The sequence below is a fragment of the Gordonia tangerina genome (genome assembly GCF_021556435.1).
Taxonomy (GTDB): Bacteria; Actinomycetota; Actinomycetes; order Mycobacteriales; family Mycobacteriaceae; genus Gordonia; species Gordonia tangerina.
Genome location: NZ_JAKGCU010000001.1, coordinates 537,044 through 551,465, shown reverse-complemented (window position 1 = coordinate 551,465; position 14,422 = coordinate 537,044). Strand labels below are relative to the sequence as shown.

The following is a 14,422-nucleotide window of genomic DNA, read 5'->3' as shown; positions in this document are numbered from 1 at the left end:
CACTCACGCACCAAGAGTTGTCGGACCCCGCCGCTATCCTGAACCCAACACCTACCGATCAAGTCCATCCCCAGCCGTCCCGCAGCGCACCAAAGTTGTCAGACCCTCCCGATAGTCTGATAGCAGTTCGATTCCCCACCAACTGATCCCGAACCCGATCTCGCTGTTGCCGCCGGAAAGGAGTGTTTCGTGTTCACTTTCACCGACCGTGCTGCCGACGACGCTCTGCTGGCCTCGAGCAGTCTCGATGAGTTGGCGCAGTACGGTCGCGATTTGTTGCGGTTGAGTAATCAAGCCCAGGCTCTGGCGATGCAGATCGCCCGTCAGATCGGTCAATCCACTTACAACGAGCGCATCACCGGCTACAACGATTACGTTCCGAACCGCATCCGCAATGCCGCCGATAAGGCCGCGAAAGGCGAAATCTCGCTGCAGTTGGGTATTTCGCGACGTCAAGCCAGCGAATGGGTTGGTCTTGACGAACTGCTCGACGAGCACCCCAAGATTCGTGATGCCTTCCGTGCCGGCGACCTGAGGCCCCACCGGCTGGGTGTGGCCATCCGCGGCGCCGCCACCGGCCCCACCGGCGACCTGCGAGCACGACTGGGCGAACTCGCCGGCAACGCCGAAACCACCGACAAACCCGACACCGAGAGCAAGGATGTCGAGGAGGAACTCACCCTCGACCTCGACGACCCCGCAGCCGACCTCGATCCCGACACCGACGGTGACAGCACTGACGACGTCGGCTCCGACGAGGCTGGTGATGCTGCGGCCGACACCGACCCCGATCCTGTTACCGACAATCCCGCCGACGAGGATGAGCCGTGGGATTTCGATGATGTGGTGCTCGATCTGGCCAGCCGACCCACCACCGACACCGCTCTGCGAGATGATCTCGACGCCATCATCATCAGCCTCGACCCCGATCGAGCCGCCGAGACCCGCGAGGACATCACCGATCTGTTCGGGGATGTGACGATCGGTGCCGAAGCGTTCGGTCACATGACCGTCGACGCCTGCATCCCCGCCGAACACGGCGTGCACCTGCGTGACCGCATCAGCGCCTTGATCAGCCGACGGGTGTGTCGCCGTGATGGGCGCAGCATCAAAGCCCAACGCGTCGCCGCGTTCGCCGAAATCATCAAAGCCCCCGGCGCCAAGCTGCGCTGCCACTGCGGCGACGACACCTGCCCCGCCCGCCAGACCCGCACCAACAACCCGGCACCCGCCACCACCCCGGGTTCGGTCACCGACAGTGTGCGCGAGTCGTCGGTCGACTCCAGCACGGCTGACGACGCCAGCGCATCTGGCCAGAGCGCCGACGAACCCGCCATGGGTGGGCCTGATGCGGCAGAAGAACAGCCGATCACCCTCGCCGACATCGACGCCGACCGTGACATCGAGGGCGAGAGCGAACAGTCCGACACCGGAAGCGATCACGCCGAAGCCGATCATGTCGCGCCCTTCCCGGAACCGCGACGAGACTTCATCACCGCACCACCTGCCGAGCACGACGCCGCCGTGGCCGATGCTCACACCGATTCCGACACCGATTCCGATTCCGACCTCGTCGTCCCCGGCCTGACCCTGCTGCGCGACCCGACCGGTCTCGACCCGGCCCGCCTGATGGGCTACGGGGCGATTGATCCGGCCCATGCCGCTCGGATCGCACCACACGCCAGCACCATCACCGCCCGACCGAGTGAAACCCGTACCGCCAGCGGGTTGATCATCTTCGGCAACCGCACACCGGCCCCACCGATCGACCCCACCGGGCACGGCGGATTCGCCACCCCACCACCGGGGGCACTGACCTATAAACCGTCAGCGGCATTGCGGGCGGAGATCATTCAACTCGACCGGCGCTGCCGTTATCCCTACTGCGGGCGACCATCCGAAGAGTGCGAACTCGACCACCTACACAAGTTCTGCCATGCCGACCCGTTGGCCGGCGGCTGGACCGTGGCCTTCAACCTCGCACCCCTGTGCCGCCCCGACCACGACCGCAAACATGACGGGCCGTGGATACCGACCATGCACACCGACCGCACCATCACCTGGCGCAACGCCCGCACCGGACAGACCATCGTCACCTACCCCAGGTGATCGGCGGCGCGAAACTGTCCGCGTCGTCTTCCCTGCGTCCGCCTGAGCAGTGACAACCACCGTCCTTACGGTCCTGAACCCGAGAACCCGCAGGGCCACAAATATCAGCCGAGTCCCGAGATCCCCTTGCCGATCAGCACTGCACCCATCACCAGGATCAGCACGCCCATGACCGTCGCATTGTTGGCCTCCAACCACACCTTGAGCCGGTCCATCGGGTCGCGCAGGTGATCAGCGGCGAACTGGTACGCGACGACGGGAACCACCACCGTCGTCGCGGCCAGCACCGTGAAGATCGCCACGAGCGCCGCATCGGCTCCCCACGCCAGTGACGCGGAGCCAATCGTGACACCCGCCGATGCACACAGCACCAGGTTCTTCGGGTTGACCGCCGCCAGCGCCACTCCGAGACCGGTGGCCGCCGGAGCGCGCATCTTGTCGATCGCAGACATCCACCGCGGCTGCGAGCTCTCGGCGTCGCGGCTGCGCCAGGTCCGAAACCCGTACAGCAGCAGGATGACCCCGAGGACGAGTTTCACCCATCCGCTCGACGATGATCTTTCATCGAGCGCCCCACCGACGACCAGGAAGATCGTCGTGGCCGCCACGATCCCGACCAGCCAACCCAGCACGAAGCCGACACTGGTGGTGCGCGCGTGCTGTCCGAGCATCATCGCGATGACACCGATGATCGGGATGGGAGAGATCGCCACGCCGACCGCGAGCGGCACCAACTCGCCGATCACAGATCCCATCCGATGCTCTCCGTCCGGTGTCAGACGCAGATGTTCACTGTCGCCGGCCCGATCGGAATGGTGACACAGATACTCGCCGAACCGAAGGGACTGGCAGCCTGGTGTGGCTCGACGGTGGCGGCGCTCGCTGCCGGAGCACACAGCAGACCAAGGCCCAACACCGCCGCGGTGACCCCCAAGGCCGTGCTCATCCTGCGCTTCATGAATACCCCCTGAGGTGGCGTCACCGGCGATCCGTCTGGCCGCGGTGTAGCGAATCTTACCTGCACGAGCCCTCACGCTCATCCGGCCGAACAGCCGATCCTGTGCTTTCGTTGCCGGGTGAGCATCACCCACCTCGGCCAGATCTTCCATATCGCCGGACGTCCCCGGGCATCCGCCGCCGACGACGCGCTGGTCTGGTTCCCCGACGGCGCACTGGTCGTCGATGACGACGGAATCATCACCTATTGCGGGCCGCGCGATGCCCGACCGGCCGACGCCACCGAGACGATCCGCGACCACGGCGACGCCTACCTCATCCCCGGTTTCGTCGACACCCACATCCACTTTCCGCAGACCTATTCGGTCGACGCCTACGGTGGCGGACAACTGCTGGAGTGGCTCGACTCGTGCATCTTCCCGGCCGAGGCCCGGCTGGCCGATCCGGACTTCGCCACCCGGATCGCTCGCGACTTCTGCGCCCGTCGGGTCGCGGTCGGTACCACCGCCGCGATGGTGTTCGGCTCCGCCTTTCCGCACGCTCAGGACGCCCTGTTCACCGAGACCCGACGTGCGGGGCTGCGACTGGTCAGCGGGCGGGGTATCCAAACGGTGGGCGGCCCGTCGGCCGAGCCGCTGCTCACCTCCGAGCGCGAAGCCATCGAGCTCACCGCAGCCGAGATCGAGAAGTGGCACGCAGCGGACACCGGCGCTCCTGACACCGCACTGCTGCACTCAGCCATCGTGCCCCGGTTCGCCCTGTCGGTGACCACCGAGACCCTGGCCAACCTGGGCGAGCTCTACGCCGACGTCCGCGACCGCGGGGTCTACGTGCACACCCACCTCAACGAGAACAACCGGCCCGGCGACGGCGAGATCGACACCGTCAGAAAACTCTTCGGGGTCGAGTCCTACCTCGACACCTACGACGGCCGGTTCCTTCCGGGCAGCCGCGTCGGCGGTGCCGGCCTGCTGGGTCGGCGCACGATCATGGCGCACGCGGTGCACTGCACCGACACCGAACTCGCCCGGATGGCCGAGACCGGCACGTCGATCGCGCATTGCCCGGTGTCCCAACTGTTCCTGGGCTCCGGAACCATGCCGTGGCAGCGTACGCTCGCCGCCGGGATCACGGTCGCGGCCGGCAGCGACGTTGGCGCCGGCGACGAATGGTTGATCTCCCGGGTGCTGTCCGACGCCTTCAAGGTGCATCTGAGCGAGCCCGGCGATGCCGGTGTGGCGATCCACCCGGCCGAGATGTTGTTCACCGGCACCCTCGCCGGTGCCCGCGCGCTCGATATGGAGGACCGCTTCGGGAACTTCGACGACGGCAAGGAAGCGGACTTCCTCGTCATCGAACCCGATCGTTGGCCACCACTGGAAGCGATTCTGACGCAAGGGATTCGCGCCGACGACGACCGCACCGCGCGCGACCAGACGTTGTTCGCGCTGCTGATGGGTCTGCGGGAGCCGGCCATCGCCGAGGTGTATGTGCGTGGTCGACGGGTGCAGGTGTCGACCACAGCGTGAGGCGCCCTTCGCGACGGTCCTCTACGCAGGGAGCAGGAGTCACTCGGAGATGCGGAGGCCGTCCCACTCGTGATCGTGCATCAAACCCTCGGCGAGACCGACGCGATACTTCAGGCAGCTGCGCAGGATTCCGAGGTAAGCGACCGGTAGTAGCACGGCGGGACGGTTGTCGCCGGGCGAACCGATCACATCGCTAGCGCCCCGGAAGTCCCGTACGAACTCTCGGAGGCTGCGGTCGCCGCGGGAATCCTTGCGCCAGCCGTAGAGCAGCATGCCCAACCCGATCATCTTGTCCACGTTGGGGTCCGGGGTGATGACGTCATCGTTCTCACCGAAGAAGGCCCGATCGACGCCGTCAGCCGGAGCGAACATCATGATCCCGCTGGTGGCCCGGGGATTGCATTCGATGCAGTACAGCCCGCGCCCGGGATGCTCGATGAAGTCGAAACCCACCTGCCCAGTGAAGTTCATGTCCCGCACGAACTCCGAGATCCAGTCGAAGATGCCGTCGTGGCGAACCGACCGGAAGTTGAGGCACGAACTTCCGCCGATCGCATAGTCGACCGGATAGGTCGCGTGAGCGTGGATGTGCCCCTCACGGACGATCGAATATGTGCAGTACTGCTTGCCCGAGACCCACTCCTGCGCCAACCACGGGTTGAGCGGATCGAACTCGAGCCAGTCCAGCGAATCCCCCGGCATCACCTTGTGCACCTGCTGTGATCCGCGCGAATAGCACTCCTTGAGTGCGAACGGCGCGTCAAAATCCAGTCCGGCCACATCCTGCGGTCCGCGCACCTGCGCGAACTTCATCGTCTGGAATTGTTTGTCGGCGAGCAGATGCTGGAATTCGAACTTGTTGTGCAGCCGATTCTCGGTATCGAAGTCGGACAGGAACAGTTCACACTCGGGTGGGAAGAGATCCACCATCATCGACAGGATGTCGGTTTCCTCATGAATCGGGATGACCATGTCGATGTGTTCATCGGTGACGATCTTCGCCAAGGCATGGCAATACGCCCGCGGTTCGAACTTCGGTGCCGGGACCCGATGAAACGACGTCGTGGCGTGGGAGAACCGGGTGACACCGATGGGAATGCTGTCCACGATGGTCACGCGATGACCGGCCGCCGACATCAGCCGGGCCAGTTCCAGGGTGAGAAATGATCGCCCGAATGTGATCAGGACGCGTTTGCTACCGGTAGTGCCCACCGTCGTGAGTGTAGGAGAGGCCCATTAGGCTCTCTCACCGGAGTCGGCCGACGCCGCGGAAAACAACGGCAGAAAAGGAATAGTCGGGCCGCCCAGAACGTTGCACAATCCTGATGTGACTCGGGAAACGGCTGTGACCAGGTGTGGGGAGGGTGTGGGATGTTCGTGATCGGCGTCATCGCCGCCTGTCTCGCTGCGATCGCCTACGGCATGTCCACGGTGCTGCGTGCACTGGGCGCGCGGCGAGTGGCGATGACTGCTCGTGCGGAAGGCACCGAGGCGTCGTACACCAACGCCGCCGGCGGTCCGTCGCTGCGGTCCACCACCTCCACGTTCCTCGATCCGGCCTTCATCCTCGGCACCATGATGGTCGTCGTCGGCTTCGCAGGTGGCGCACTCGCCGCACGCTTCCTGCCGCTCTTCCTGTCCCAGACCATTGTGTCGGCCAACCTCGTGGTGACTGCCCTGCTGGGCACGATCATGCTCAACATCGCACTGCACACCCGCGATTGGATCGCGATCTGGCTGGTCGTGCTGTCGCTGTGTCTACTCGGACTGTCGGCCGAACACCACACCGGTGGCGGCGAAAGCGCCGTCTTCCACTGGGAGTTGTTCGTCGCCACGCTCGGCCTGTGCGCCATCGCCCTGTTCGGCGTCTACCGGCTCGGCAGGCATGCGGCAATCGTCGGCGGCGCGACCGCCGGCCTGTTGTTCGGTGTCATCGCGATCGCCGTGCGTGTCCTCGACGGCGTGGACCCCTTCGACCCAATCGCGCTGATCACCGATCCGGCCGCCTGGACGATCGCGGTCGCGGGCGCGGTCGGATTCTTCGTGCAGACCGTCGCACTGCAGGTCGGTGCGGTCAACGGGGTCACCGCGGTACTGGTGGTCGGCGAGACGGCCGGCCCCAGCCTGGTCGGCGTGCTGTTCCTCAACGACAACGCCAAAGCCGGGCTCGGCTGGCTGGCGATCGTCGGCTTCGTCGGCGCCGTGGTGGGTGCGGTACTGGTCGCCTGGTACGGCTCGGGGGACCCCGACCACTTCGGCGAGGCCCCGCCGCAGAAGGGTGGCTGGCGACGCGGCCGTGAATCCGAACCCGAACCCATCGCGGAGCCGTACGACGACGATATCGACGCACCGCCGCCTGGCAGCACCTCGTGACCAGAAGTTCTGGCCGTGCCTGCCGGGTGTGGCCGCAGGTCCGGTCCCAAGCCGGAACCCGGAACTGCAGCCAGAGATATCAGTCCTTCTTGCGGGTGCCGGGCAGGACTCCGGCGTCGATGACCGCCTTCACATATGGGCGGGTGCGTTCGAGAAGATCGTCGACGCCGCTACCCGACCAGGCGGGTGCGGTAAGCGCGTCGGTCTCGGCCTCCATGGCCTGATAGAGCGAGACCCCGGCATCCGAGAGCTGATGGCCGTCGTCGGTGCGGGTCGCCAGACCGCGGGCGACGAGCCGGTCCACCGAACCCTCCCACGCCTCGTCGGACCATCCACGGGTCAGCTGCACCAGCTTGCGGCCCAGCACCCGCCGACGAATCGTGGGGTCGGGCAGTTGAGCCTCGTGGAAGACGACCGCGTCGAGCCCGCCGAACTGATGGTTGACCAGGACGGCGATGTGGTTGTCACCGCGCCACTCCCGGATGATCGCAATCGCCTGCCACAGCGCAACGTGCGGCACATCGGGCACTGGGGAGGCGTTCCAGCCGGCAGCCAGAGGCCGCCCGCCCATCGGCAGATCGGCCGCGATCTCCCGATAACGCTTCTCGAGATCGCGGATCTCCGGGTCCTCGACCAGGTCGCCGAGGACTGCACCCAATTGCTCGTCGAGCATCTGGTCACGGCGTGCGGCGACCCGATCGAGCCCCACGTCACGGGCCGCTTGCCAGGCCGGCGTGATGACATCGGCAGAGAAGTTGAAGAACGCGGCGGTCACCACCGCGGCATCGCAGTCACCCATCGGGGCACCGCGCGCGCCGACATAGAACCCGTGGCCGTCGAGACCGGTGTCCTGCTGGGCCTCGCGCAGGCCCCGATTGAAGTACGCGAGGACATGGAACGGCTCGATGGTCTCGTAGGCGCGTCGCGCCCGTTGCTGATCGGATTCACCGACGGATGAGGTCATGTCGTCCACATTCGCGTCGGCGCCGCGACCTGTCAACCACCGCACCCACCCGGCTGGGTACGTGCACCCAATCCCTTCCGCGGACCGGGTCGACCCGGTAGATGTTGAGTGCATGGATGATCTCGAGTCGATCAAACAGCTCAAGTACCGGTACTTGCGCGCCTTGGACACCAAGGACTGGGATGTGTTCGCCGAAACCCTCACCGACGACGTCACCGGTGAATACGGCTCGAGTCTGAACTTCGGCAACCGCGCCGAACTGGTCGACTACATGCGCACCTCGGTGGGGCCCGCGGTGATCACCGAACATCGCGTCGCCCATCCGGAGATCGACGTCGAGGGTGATTGCGCGACCGGCCGTTGGTATCTGCAGGATCGGGTCATCGTGCCCGACTTCCAGTTCATGCTGATCGGCGCAGCGTTCTACCGCGATCGCTATCGCCGGACCGATCAGGGATGGCGGATCTGCGCCACCGGCTACGACCGCACCTACGAGGCCAAGATGAGCTTGGCCGACCTGCCGAGTTTCGCCGTCGACATCGGCCCCGCGATCAAGGTGTGACGCGATGTGGCGCCGCAGTGAGGTCTTCGCTAACCGGACCGAGGCCGGCGCCTCGCTCGGCAGGATGTTGAGCGCCGATCCAGCGCTCATGGACGCGGCCGACCGCACCGTGGTTCTCGGGTTGGCGCGCGGTGGAGTGCCCGTCGCCCGGGAGGTGGCCTCGGCGCTCGGTGCCCGGCTCGATGTGCTGGTGGTACGCAAACTCGGCGCACCGGATCACCCCGAGTTCGCGATGGGCGCCATCGCTGCCGGCGAGATCGTCGTCAACGACGACGTGCCGCGCCGGTTGGGGGTGTCCGAGGAGCAGTTCCGGCAGATCGTCGACCGCGAGGACCGGATCCGGGTCGACCGGGAACGCCGCTACCGGCAGGGTCGCGAACCGCTATCTGTGCGTGGACGCACGGTGATCCTGGTGGATGACGGCCTGGCGACCGGGTCCACGATGGAGGTGGCGTTGCGGGCGGTACGTGCTGCAGGCGCCGACGCCGTGATCGTCGCCGTGCCGACCGGTCCGCGCGATGTGCTCGACCGGTTCGCCGCCGAGGACGAGGTCGACAAGGTGCTCTGCGTCAGCATCCCGGAGCCGTTCTACGCCGTCGGCGGCTCCTACGACGATTTCCGGCAGGTCGATGACGACGAGGTGCGTCGCAGCCTGCAGCAGCCGTGACCGATCAGATCACCCGCCGCATCGTCCCGGCGGCACGCGGGTCGTCACCGTCGGCGGCCAGGGCAAGGATCTCGTTGAAGCCGTCGACGAGACAGTCGGCGAAGAGCTCTGGTTCGGTGATGGACGCGGCATCGGAGTTCAGGCCCAGGCAGGCGACGCCGTTGTGGGTGATCATCGTGGCCATCACCGCACAGCCGGGCAGCGGCCCGAACGGGAACATCCGCTCCACCTTCGCACCGGCGACGTAGGTGTCCCAGGGGATTCCGGGCACGTTGCTGGCCTGCAGATCGTTCTGCGTTGTCGCACCGCTGAATTGGGCCAGTACCTGTCCCGGTAACCAGGCCAGCAGCGAGCCGAGGGTGTTGAAGATGTCGACGGCGGGTTCGGTGCGCGCGGCGCGCACCTGTTCACGAATGGTGAGTAGTCGCTCGAACGGATCCTCGATCCCCACCGGTCCGGCCATGCGGCCCACCGCGATCCGGTTGCCCCCGGCCGGGTCCTCGGGGCGACGCACCGAGATCGGGATGGCAACGGGGATCGCGTCGACGGGCCGCCCCATCTTCTCGTGATAGAGCCGGAATCCACCGATCAGCCCCGCCAGGTAGGCGTCGTTCACCGACGCCCGCGCCGCCTTACCGGCCGCTTTCAGGTCGTCGAACGGCACCTCGAACGCGCTGAACCGCCACGAGAGGCTGCGTTGCGCCAACAGCGGCGACCCTGGTGGGCTGACGAGCCCGGCCACCCGGGGTACCGATCGGCTGTACCGCAGCGCGGTGCTCAGCGCTCGCCGCGGATGGGCAAGAGCGCGCACACCTCGCCAGGTGGTGTCGACGCGATGCGGTAGCCGCTGCACCTCTTCGGCCAGTTGACGGCCGAGTACGTCGAGCGCCGAGACGGTGACCGGCTCCGGGCGCGGCGGTTGCGGCTTGCCCGGGATCGGCTCACGCGAGGTCGAATGGAGTTGTGCCAAACCGAGTATCGCGCCCATCCCGTCGGTCAGCGCGTGATGGGCCTTGAGGAAGTAGGCCGCCCTGCCGTCCGGGAGCCCCTCTATCAGCGTGCCCTCCCACGGCGGTCGGCCGGGGTCGAGTGCGGTCATCGCGAGTTGCTCACAGATGGCGAAGAGCTCGCGCATCGAACCGTCGCCGGACAACCGCATCCGACGCACGTGGTAATGCAGGTCGAAGTCGGGATCGACTGCCCAACTCGGGGTGCCGGTCCCGAACGGCGAATCGATCACCCGTTGCCGGAACCGAGGCGCCATGCGACTACCCCAGTCATGGGCTTCGATCAGCCGATCCCACTCGGGCGCACAGTCGTAGATCTCGATCATGCAGATGGTGCCACGCAGTCGACGGTCGGTGTCGCCACGCCACATCAGCGCATCGACCGCACTCATGTGCGGTTCGTTGGCCCAGTCCAGCGGCCGATCGGGTTCGCTCATCGGTTGTCCCCTGTCGATCGCGTCATACGGCCGTCCTCAAAGGATTCCACCGGCCAGTCGGCCAGCGTCGTGATGAACATCTGCCGCACCTCCTCCGCATGGTCGCCGACGGTCTCGGCCCGCCAGCGCGAGGTGTCGACGGGTGGCAGAACCTTCACCTCGACTGTCCCCGGTGCGATCAACTGCGCACCCCGCCACATCAATTCGCCGGTGTTGCGCAACACCACGGGCACCACCGGGACGCCGGCCTGCATCGCGATGTGGAACGGCCCCTTCTTGAACGGCCCGATCCGCGGTGTCGACGACCGGGTGCCCTCCGGGGCCACCACCAACGAGACCCCCTCGTCGCGAAGTTTTCCGATGGCGGGTCTGAGTTGCTCGATCGCACGACCTGGGTCGCCTCGGTCGATGAACACCAACCCGGCCGCGTCGAGTATCTGCCCCAGCACCGGAACCCGCTTGACCTCTTTCTTGGCCACCCCGGTCGCGTCGCGCCGAATGAGGTGGATCAGCACCGGCAGATCGAGTTTGGACTGGTGATTGAACACGAACACGCACGGCCGATTCGAGGTCAGGTACTGCGCGCCGTCGAGGACCGCCACGTCGATCCCGGCCAGCGCGAGCCCGACGTCGTTGCCGGTCGGGATGGCCGACTCCACCAGCACGCTCGGGTCGCGTCGCACCAACCCGCCGGCGGCACCGAGCACCGCTGCACCGATGAACGACCCGTAGAAGGCACCGGTCCGCACGGCCATCGCCATCCGGTTGTGACGGGGGTTGCGCAGGTCGATGATGGGCCACCCGCGCGCCTCCGCCTCGGCCCGCAGCCCATAGCGCGGTGACACCGCCGCCGGATGACCCACCGACTCCAGGTACGGGATGTCCTCGTTGCCGTCGCTGTAGGCAAACGAGGCGTCGAGATCGACCTCGTGCTCCTTGGCCAATGCGCGGACCGCAGCGGCCTTTCCCGGCCCCCACAGCGGGCGGCCGAGCACCCGGCCGGTCACGACGCCGTCGACCACCTCGACGTCGGTGGCCAGGGCATGGTCGGCGCCGATCTCGCGGGCGATCGGCTCGATCTGGAACCGGGTGGCCGAGGAGGCGATCACAATCCGGTGTCCGCGCTCGCGATGCGCTCGGATGATCTGCCACATCTGCGGCCGCAGAAAGGACGCGGTCTCATGGGTGAACAGGTCGTCTCCGAACGCGAGCAGTTCGGCATAGGTTTTGCCGGCGAATGCGGGTTTGGTGAGTTCGAGGACCTCGGCGTAGTCCTGTTCGGATGTCACCCCTCGCAACGCGATCAGAATCGCACCGGTCAGTTCGCCGAGTCCGAAATCCATGCTGCGTAACCGCGCCCGCGTGATGGCGCTCGCCGAGAACCCCTCGATCAAGGTGCCGTCGTAGTCGAAGAACGCGCCGACCTTCTTGCCGCTCGGTGCCGCCCGGATCTCCCGCAGCCGGTCGGCGAAGGTGCTCATCGTGCCACTCCGCGCAGGGCCTCCCCGAAATGCTCCGCCTCGATCGCGGCGATCCGCGTCAACCGGTCCCGCATCACGTTCACCTCGTCGAGCCACGCCTGGCGCCCGGCGGCCAGATCCTCGATTCCATCGCTGGTGATGAGGTGGCGGTTGTCGGCGAGCTGGTAGGCCGCGTCGTACAACTCTCTGGACACCGAGTCACGACTCTTGACCACGCTCTGCAATGCGAGTTGCATACCGAGGCCGAGACATTCGTCGAGCGTGGTGTCCTTGTCGATCGGGGTGTCGGTACCGGCCGCGACCAGGCTTTCGGCAACGACCAACTGCGCGTCGAAGAACGGCTGCAGGGTTCGTCGCGCGACCAGCGAACCACCGTGCTCACGCAGGATGCGATCGGTCCATGCCTGGTCGGGATTGACTGTCCGCCATTCCGGGGACATCAGGTCCAGTTCGGCGCCCAGCCGATGCAGGAACACCTCCTTGGCGGGAAAGAAGAACTCGAACTTCAACAGGTCACGAATACGCAGGGCCTCGTGCTGAGCAGACGGCAGCAGTTCACCGGAGCCGTCTTCGGCCAACGCACCACCCGCGGCGGCCAGCAGGCCGAGTTCGACGATGGCGCGGTCGACGAAATGGTGCAGCGCCCCGTTGCGGTAGTAGGCCGCCACCGCGTGGCTGTCGGGCGCGATCGACCACACGGTCTCGGGGCCCCCATCGAACCTGGTGAGCACACCGGCGTCGTGGAGCACCCCCAGGGTGCGGCGCAAGCCGATACCCCGACACAGATCGGGATCGGGCCCGGGCAGATCCCGGCGGTCGATGTAGTCGAGCAACGGTGCCAGGATCGTCTCGATCTCCGCCGCGGTGTAGGCGCGGTCGCGGGCGCCGAGCAGCGCGAAGCCGGCCAGCGAGGTCGCTGAGATCGGTGTGGCGGCATTGATCTCGTCCATCACCGCGAAAGCGACCTTATCGAGTTTCGCCGGACCCTCGCCCGCATCGGCGAGCGCTTGTCGTAGCGAAAACGGTTCGCCGAAACGGACTCTCGCCTCGCCGAGATACTGCCGTTGGGCTTTCGCGTATTTGAGCAGCCAGCCCACGCCCTCCGGCTTCTTGGTTCCGCCCGCGGATTCCTTCGCCATCGCGCCGATCTCGTGCAATTGGTCGTAGACGATGGAGGTGGGCACGATCATCACGTCGGCGTCGTCGAGCTGTTCCACCGCGTCGACGACGTAGGCGAGCAGACCCAGCATCGGCTTGCGCAGCTTGCCGGTCCGGCTGCGTCCGCCTTCGATGTACCACTCCAGATTGAAGCGCTTCTCCACGATGAACGACAGGTACGAGCGCATGGCGAACTTGTAGACGGGATCGGCCCCGAACTTGCGGCGGATGAAGATCATTCCTGCGCGGCGGGCAATGGGACCGACCGGCCAGAACGCCAGATTGTTTCCGCCGAGAACGAGATTGGGTGGAAAGTCGTGGCTGCGCAGGACCTCCGAGAGCACCAGCGGATCGACGTAGGAGCGGTGCGACGGCAAGAAGATCAGACCGGTGGACTTGTTGAGCTCACGGAGCCGGTTGAGGGTGCCGAGATCCACCGACACCGTCCAGGTGCGGTCATGCAGGTTGCTGAAGATCGACGAGAAGACGTCGTCCATCAGTCGGCTCTGGGTGGCGACGAAGGTCGACATCTTGTCGGTCGCCTCCTGCACCACGACTGCGGCAGGTCGACCGAGTTCGGCAGCGAGTTTTGCTGCACCCGCCTGGAACCGCGCCGATGTACCGATCTGCTCGGCGACCAGTCGGGGCACCTTGTAGCGGTCTCCGACGATCTGACGTTCGGCACGTTCGGCCGACAGCGCCGCCTGCACCGTCACGTAGGCGGAAAACGACTCGCCTTCGGCCAGATTCTGGGCATGACGTTGGCGGAGGTCTGCGATCGTGGCCGGTTCGCCCTGCACCACCCGCAGCCGATCGGGTCTGCGACGTTTGATGACCGGTTGGGTGAGCGCGACCGGGCGGCGCGGATTCGACAGCACGAGCACGTCGGCCATCGTGACCCGCCGCTCACCTTTGCGGACCGGAGGCAGCCAGGCCACCCTCGCCGGAATCAGCAGGGTGTCGTCGGCGAGTGAATCAAGGTCGGCCTCGCGCACCGACCGCACCGGCGCGCCCGGGTGCTGAACCTCCGCCCACTCGCTGACCGCCCGCAACTCGCACGCTGTCCGCACCTCGGCCAGCACCACCGATTCGCCCACGCCAACCGCCTCTCGCGTCCAGGCCCCGACGTCGCCGCGACTCGCACTTGCGAGCGCCACGGCATGGCCATTGTCGCGCGC

Annotated in this window: 12 protein-coding genes; 6 read left to right on the top strand and 6 right to left on the bottom strand. The window is 66.4% G+C overall.

Annotated features, from left to right (window positions below):
• The first annotated feature begins 189 nt into the window (after positions 1-189).
• Positions 190-2,109 carry an HNH endonuclease signature motif containing protein gene (locus L1892_RS02575; RefSeq protein ID WP_235721861.1) on the top strand — a complete coding sequence of 640 codons (1,920 nt, stop codon included), beginning with the start codon at positions 190-192 and terminating at the stop codon, positions 2,107-2,109.
• Positions 2,110-2,213: 104 nt separating this feature from the next.
• On the opposite strand, the gene L1892_RS02570 is transcribed toward L1892_RS02575, so the two are convergent.
• Positions 2,214-2,864, bottom strand: coding sequence for a GAP family protein (locus tag L1892_RS02570; RefSeq protein WP_235721860.1), 651 nt, complete (start codon positions 2,862-2,864; stop codon positions 2,214-2,216).
• Between the two features lie 30 nt (positions 2,865-2,894).
• On the opposite strand from L1892_RS02570, the gene L1892_RS02565 reads away from it, so the two are divergent.
• Together L1892_RS02565 and L1892_RS02560 are read left to right on the top strand one after the other, a co-directional pair.
• Positions 2,895-3,080 (top strand): hypothetical protein, encoded by a 186-nt coding sequence (locus tag L1892_RS02565; protein ID WP_235721859.1) that lies wholly within the window; start codon positions 2,895-2,897, stop codon positions 3,078-3,080.
• 105 nt (positions 3,081-3,185) lie between these two features.
• Positions 3,186-4,595, top strand: coding sequence for an amidohydrolase family protein (locus tag L1892_RS02560; protein WP_235721858.1), 1,410 nt, complete (start codon positions 3,186-3,188; stop codon positions 4,593-4,595).
• Between the two features lie 39 nt (positions 4,596-4,634).
• Here L1892_RS02560 and L1892_RS02555 read toward each other — a convergent pair whose 3' ends face one another.
• Complete coding sequence (locus L1892_RS02555) at positions 4,635-5,732, bottom strand: ATP-grasp domain-containing protein (protein WP_235722011.1); 1,098 nt, start codon at positions 5,730-5,732, stop codon at positions 4,635-4,637.
• Between the two features lie 234 nt (positions 5,733-5,966).
• On the opposite strand from L1892_RS02555, the gene L1892_RS02550 reads away from it, so the two are divergent.
• The gene (locus L1892_RS02550) at positions 5,967-6,968 is read left to right on the top strand and encodes a DMT family transporter (RefSeq protein ID WP_235721857.1); all 1,002 of its coding nucleotides are present in this window, start codon (positions 5,967-5,969) and stop codon (positions 6,966-6,968) included.
• 79 nt (positions 6,969-7,047) lie between these two features.
• Here the strand turns inward: L1892_RS02550 and L1892_RS02545 are convergent, their stop codons facing one another.
• Positions 7,048-7,932, bottom strand: a complete 885-nt coding sequence (locus tag L1892_RS02545; RefSeq protein ID WP_235721856.1) for an SCO6745 family protein — start codon at positions 7,930-7,932, stop codon at positions 7,048-7,050.
• A 112-nt stretch (positions 7,933-8,044) separates the two neighbouring features.
• On the opposite strand from L1892_RS02545, the gene L1892_RS02540 reads away from it, so the two are divergent.
• A complete protein-coding gene (locus tag L1892_RS02540; RefSeq protein ID WP_235721855.1) occupies positions 8,045-8,494 on the top strand; it encodes a nuclear transport factor 2 family protein in 450 nt (149 codons plus the stop codon).
• Positions 8,495-8,498: 4 nt separating this feature from the next.
• Positions 8,499-9,161, top strand: coding sequence for a phosphoribosyltransferase (locus L1892_RS02535; RefSeq protein ID WP_235721854.1), 663 nt, complete (start codon positions 8,499-8,501; stop codon positions 9,159-9,161).
• 4 nt (positions 9,162-9,165) lie between these two features.
• Here the strand turns inward: L1892_RS02535 and L1892_RS02530 are convergent, their stop codons facing one another.
• The 3 genes from L1892_RS02530 to L1892_RS02520 are packed head-to-tail and all read right to left on the bottom strand — an operon-like array spanning position 9,166 to position 14,341.
• On the bottom strand, positions 9,166-10,605 hold the full coding sequence (locus L1892_RS02530) for a wax ester/triacylglycerol synthase domain-containing protein (RefSeq protein WP_235721853.1): 1,440 nt from the start codon (positions 10,603-10,605) through the stop codon (positions 9,166-9,168).
• Positions 10,602-12,086 (bottom strand): HAD-IB family hydrolase, encoded by a 1,485-nt coding sequence (locus L1892_RS02525; protein WP_235721852.1) that lies wholly within the window; start codon positions 12,084-12,086, stop codon positions 10,602-10,604. The genes L1892_RS02530 and L1892_RS02525 overlap by 4 nt, the downstream gene beginning before the upstream one ends.
• Positions 12,083-14,341: a glycerol-3-phosphate 1-O-acyltransferase gene (locus tag L1892_RS02520; RefSeq protein WP_235721851.1), complete on the bottom strand. Its 2,259-nt coding sequence runs from the start codon at positions 14,339-14,341 to the stop codon at positions 12,083-12,085. Before L1892_RS02520 ends, L1892_RS02525 begins: the two co-directional genes overlap by 4 nt.
• Positions 14,342-14,422 lie beyond the last annotated feature (81 nt).

What these genes read in the sequence shown, in the direction of transcription:
- L1892_RS02545 (WP_235721856.1), bottom strand. Translation starts at nt 7,932, where the DNA reads ATGACCTCATCCGTCGGTGAATCCGATCAGCAACGGGCGCGACGCGCC.
- L1892_RS02540 (WP_235721855.1), top strand. Translation starts at nt 8,045, where the DNA reads ATGGATGATCTCGAGTCGATCAAACAGCTCAAGTACCGGTACTTGCGC.
- L1892_RS02525 (WP_235721852.1), bottom strand. Translation starts at nt 12,086, where the DNA reads ATGAGCACCTTCGCCGACCGGCTGCGGGAGATCCGGGCGGCACCGAGC.
- L1892_RS02550 (WP_235721857.1), top strand. Translation starts at nt 5,967, where the DNA reads ATGTTCGTGATCGGCGTCATCGCCGCCTGTCTCGCTGCGATCGCCTAC.
- L1892_RS02530 (WP_235721853.1), bottom strand. Translation starts at nt 10,605, where the DNA reads ATGAGCGAACCCGATCGGCCGCTGGACTGGGCCAACGAACCGCACATG.
- L1892_RS02570 (WP_235721860.1), bottom strand. Translation starts at nt 2,864, where the DNA reads ATGGGATCTGTGATCGGCGAGTTGGTGCCGCTCGCGGTCGGCGTGGCG.
- L1892_RS02565 (WP_235721859.1), top strand. Translation starts at nt 2,895, where the DNA reads ATGTTCACTGTCGCCGGCCCGATCGGAATGGTGACACAGATACTCGCC.
- L1892_RS02535 (WP_235721854.1), top strand. Translation starts at nt 8,499, where the DNA reads ATGTGGCGCCGCAGTGAGGTCTTCGCTAACCGGACCGAGGCCGGCGCC.
- L1892_RS02555 (WP_235722011.1), bottom strand. Translation starts at nt 5,732, where the DNA reads ATGTCGGCGGCCGGTCATCGCGTGACCATCGTGGACAGCATTCCCATC.